The organism is Arthrobacter sp. I3 (assembly GCF_000520575.1).
GTDB classification, from domain to species: domain Bacteria; phylum Actinomycetota; class Actinomycetes; order Actinomycetales; family Micrococcaceae; genus Arthrobacter; species Arthrobacter humicola_A.
Map to the genome: position 1 here is coordinate 33,368 of NZ_KI914934.1, position 3,312 is coordinate 36,679.

Annotated in this window: 4 protein-coding genes and 1 pseudogene; 4 read left to right on the forward strand and 1 reads right to left on the reverse strand. The window is 65.5% G+C overall.

Going from position 1 to position 3,312, the window contains the following annotated elements; genetic code table 11:
• Nucleotides 1-536 (reverse strand): annotated as a pseudogene (locus Y706_RS29325) (hypothetical protein); the annotation flags it as partial.
• A 105-nt stretch (nt 537-641) separates the two neighbouring features.
• Here Y706_RS29325 and rimP point away from each other — a divergent pair.
• From rimP to Y706_RS28265, 4 genes are all read left to right on the forward strand, one after another.
• The gene (gene rimP / locus Y706_RS0114325) at nt 642-1,259 is read left to right on the forward strand and encodes a ribosome maturation factor RimP (protein WP_028277119.1); all 618 of its coding nucleotides are present in this window, start codon (nt 642-644) and stop codon (nt 1,257-1,259) included.
• On the forward strand, nt 1,259-2,239 hold the full coding sequence (nusA, locus tag Y706_RS0114330) for a transcription termination factor NusA (RefSeq protein WP_018774503.1): 981 nt from the start codon (nt 1,259-1,261) through the stop codon (nt 2,237-2,239). Before rimP ends, nusA begins: the two co-directional genes overlap by 1 nt.
• A 157-nt stretch (nt 2,240-2,396) precedes the next feature.
• Nucleotides 2,397-2,852, forward strand: coding sequence for a YlxR family protein (locus Y706_RS0114335; protein ID WP_084476152.1), 456 nt, complete (start codon nt 2,397-2,399; stop codon nt 2,850-2,852).
• A gap of 152 nt (nt 2,853-3,004) precedes the next feature.
• On the forward strand, nt 3,005-3,312 hold a 308-nt coding region (locus Y706_RS28265), incomplete at its 3' end, for a translation initiation factor IF-2 N-terminal domain-containing protein (protein ID WP_173403082.1).

Sequence of the window (3,312 nt, forward strand, 5' to 3'; positions counted from 1 at the left end):
TGGCGGCCGCTGCCTGCCAAGGCCGCCACCAGCCCGGCGGCGGTAGCCGGAAGAGGTGCGGCGGACGCCCCGGTGCTGGGTCCTCCGGAAGCGGACGGAGTCGATGCGGCGGAGGACGCTGCCGGGGGCGTTGCCCGGCCGGAGGCGGAAGCCGCGCCGGCCGGGTCCGCAGGACTTTCTCCCGGCGCCAGCAGAGCTTGCGCCTGGAGTGTCAGCAAGGTCACAGTCCGGTCGATGGCGGGATTCCCGGCATCGGCCGGACGGCCATCCGCGCCCTCGGCCGGGCCGTCTTTTGAACCGGCCCGGGCCGCGGTGCCAAGCTGGCTGCCGGCGTCCAGCAGTTGCCGGGTTTCGGCCAGTGCGGTGGCGCGCGCCTGCTCAGAAAAGGGCGGGGCCGCAGGCTCCGGCGGCCTGGCCGGCGTCAGGACCACGCCCAGGCTCACCACCACCAGGGCGAGGCACACCAAAAGCACATAGCGGGGGAGCGACCGGGGAAAGTGATCCTGCCATCGCTTTTCCCTGGTGTCGTCTTTCACAACAGACCATGTTGTCATGCCGGCCCGGAACTGCGTGCACCACGCCGCCCGGAAAATCGCTAGGCTAGTACACACAACATCATCTAGCGGGAGGCGGCCGGCATCATGACCAACGCAGAAGCCACGACTTCAACAGACCGGACCGGGACGGGAAAGGCTGAAGCCGCAACCGTTCAAAATGTCGAGGCCGAGCGCCTTCACGCACTCCTGGAACCCGCAGTGCTGGCGAACCGGCTGTACCTGGAGGACGTATCCATCCATGTCGCCGGCGCCAACCGGGTGGTCCACGTAGTGGTGGACCTGCCGCAGGAGGAGACCGGGGGCGTCGGGCTCGACGTCATCGCCGAGATCTCCAAGACCCTCTCGGACACCCTGGACAACGACCCCAGCATGGACGCGCGCCCCTATGAGCTCGAAGTCTCTTCACCCGGCGTCGGCCGTCCACTGACAGAGGAGCGGCACTGGCACCGTGCCCGCGGGCGGATGGTCAACGTGAACGTGATCCAGGGCGACAACGTCACCGGCAGGGTCCAGTCCGTAGACGATGGGGGAGTCACCCTCGTTCCGGAAATCGCCGTCAAGAAGGGCATGAAGCCCAAACAAGGTGAACCCGTCAAGCTTCCTTTCGACAGGATCCGCAGCGGAAAAGTCGAGATAGAGTTCAGCCACCTCGAAGAGGCCGGCTTGGAAAAAGCAAACAATGGACCTTCTGAGGAGGCCTGATGGATATTGACATGAGCGCACTGAGACTCCTGGAGCGTGAGCGTGAAATCCCGCTGGATCTCCTGATTCCAACAATCGAGCAGGCACTGCTCGTGGCCTATCACAAGACCCCCGGCGCCTTCGAAAAGGCCCGGGCCGAGCTCGACCGCAAGAGCGGCCACGTGACCATCTGGGCCACCGAGATCGACGACGACGGCGCCCCGATCGGCGAGTTCGAGGACACCCCCGCGGGCTTCGGACGCATCGCGGCGAGCACCGCACGGCAGATCATCCTGCAGCGCCTCCGGGACGCTGAGGACGACAACGTGCTGGGCCAGTTCAAGGGCCGTGAAGGTGAGCTTGTCGCCGGCACCATCCAGCAGGGCAACAACCCGCACATGATCCAGGTGAACCTGGGCACGGTGGAGGCACTGCTGCCGCCGCCCGAGCAGGTTCCCGGCGAGAAGTACATCCACGGCAACCGGCTGCGCGCTTTCGTGATCGACGTCCACCGCGGCACCAAGGGCCCGTCCATCACGCTGTCCCGCTCCCACCCCGGGCTCGTCCGGAAGCTCTTCGAACTCGAAGTTCCCGAGATCGCGGACCGTTCGGTCGAAATCGTGGCGCTTGCCCGCGAAGCCGGCCACCGCACCAAGATCGCCGTCAAGGCAAACACCCCCGGCGTGAACGCCAAGGGTGCCTGCATCGGTGAAATGGGGTCGCGTGTCCGGGCGGTCATGACTGAACTGAACGACGAGAAGATCGACATCGTTGACTACAACGATGATCCGGCGACCTTCATCGCCAGCGCCCTCTCGCCGTCGCGCGTGAATTCGGTCACAATCACCGACGAAGCGACGCGTTCGGCCCGGGTGGTCGTTCCCGACTACCAGCTCTCCCTCGCCATCGGCAAGGAGGGGCAGAACGCCCGTCTCGCCGCCAAGCTCACGGGATGGCGAATCGACATCGTCTCCGACGCCGCCGTCAACACCGGCAAATAGCGCGGGCGCGCAAGCGCACGAACACGGGCACCAACAGGCGCTGCGGGTCGCCATCGCGGCCCGCAGCCTGTGTGCGCTCTCACGGGTTAGCCGTGATTTCCAAGCTGACCGGCATGCCTGGGTTCGGGACCCGGGCGCCGGAGGGGCTAGAATAGACATGACCGCGCCTAACGGCCGGTATCCGTGTGTCTTTGGCGCGTCTGGGTTTTTCCCGGATTCCCGAGACGCGGTGATTCACCAAGCAGTTGTACTGGCAGGAAGATACTCGAACGTGGCACATGTGCAACACCTCGGGAATCAGCCGCAGCGCACCTGTATCGGATGCCGACAAAAAGGATCGCGGTCGGAGTTACTCCGGCTCGTCGCCGGCGCCGGTGGTTCGTCCGCCGTCGTGGTGGATGAACGACGCCGGATGGCTGGCCGGGGAGCATGGCTGCACCCCAGCGAAAAGTGCCTGGCACTGGCGGTCAAACGTCGAGCGTTCGGCCGCGCCCTCAACGGCGCAGCCGGTACAGCCGATGTTGAACGCCGGATCACTGCCGGCACGGAAGCCGTGGGCACCCCGGTGGCCGCAGCAACAACCGTCCAACCTGAAAGCGGGTCAGAAAACTGATGGAAACCCGATGAGTTCCCAGCGATGAGTGCGCAACGATGACAACTTTGTTGCGCTCTGCAATGGGCCTTTCAGCTGCATTCGCGGCGGAGGCCCGCAGTAAGAAGTAGACGGTTCGTGCCTGGCTCGGTGCGGACCGAGACAGGAGAAATGTGGCCAAGGTCCGCGTACATGAGCTTGCTAAAGAGCTCGGTATTACTTCCAAAGATGCAGTAACCAAACTGCAGGAACTGGGCGAATTCGTTCGCTCCGCCTCGTCAACAATCGAGGCTCCCGTTGTGCGGAAACTGCGCAACGCTTACCCCGACGCCCCCGCAGCTTCGAAGTCAGAAGCTCCGGCGTCCGCCCCCCAGGCATCTGCCAGCCCGGCAGCGACCCGTCCGGCGCCTGCGCCTGGCCCCGCTGCGCCCACAGCGCCGGCGGCTGCAGTACCCAAGGCTGAAGCTCCGGCTCCGGCCGC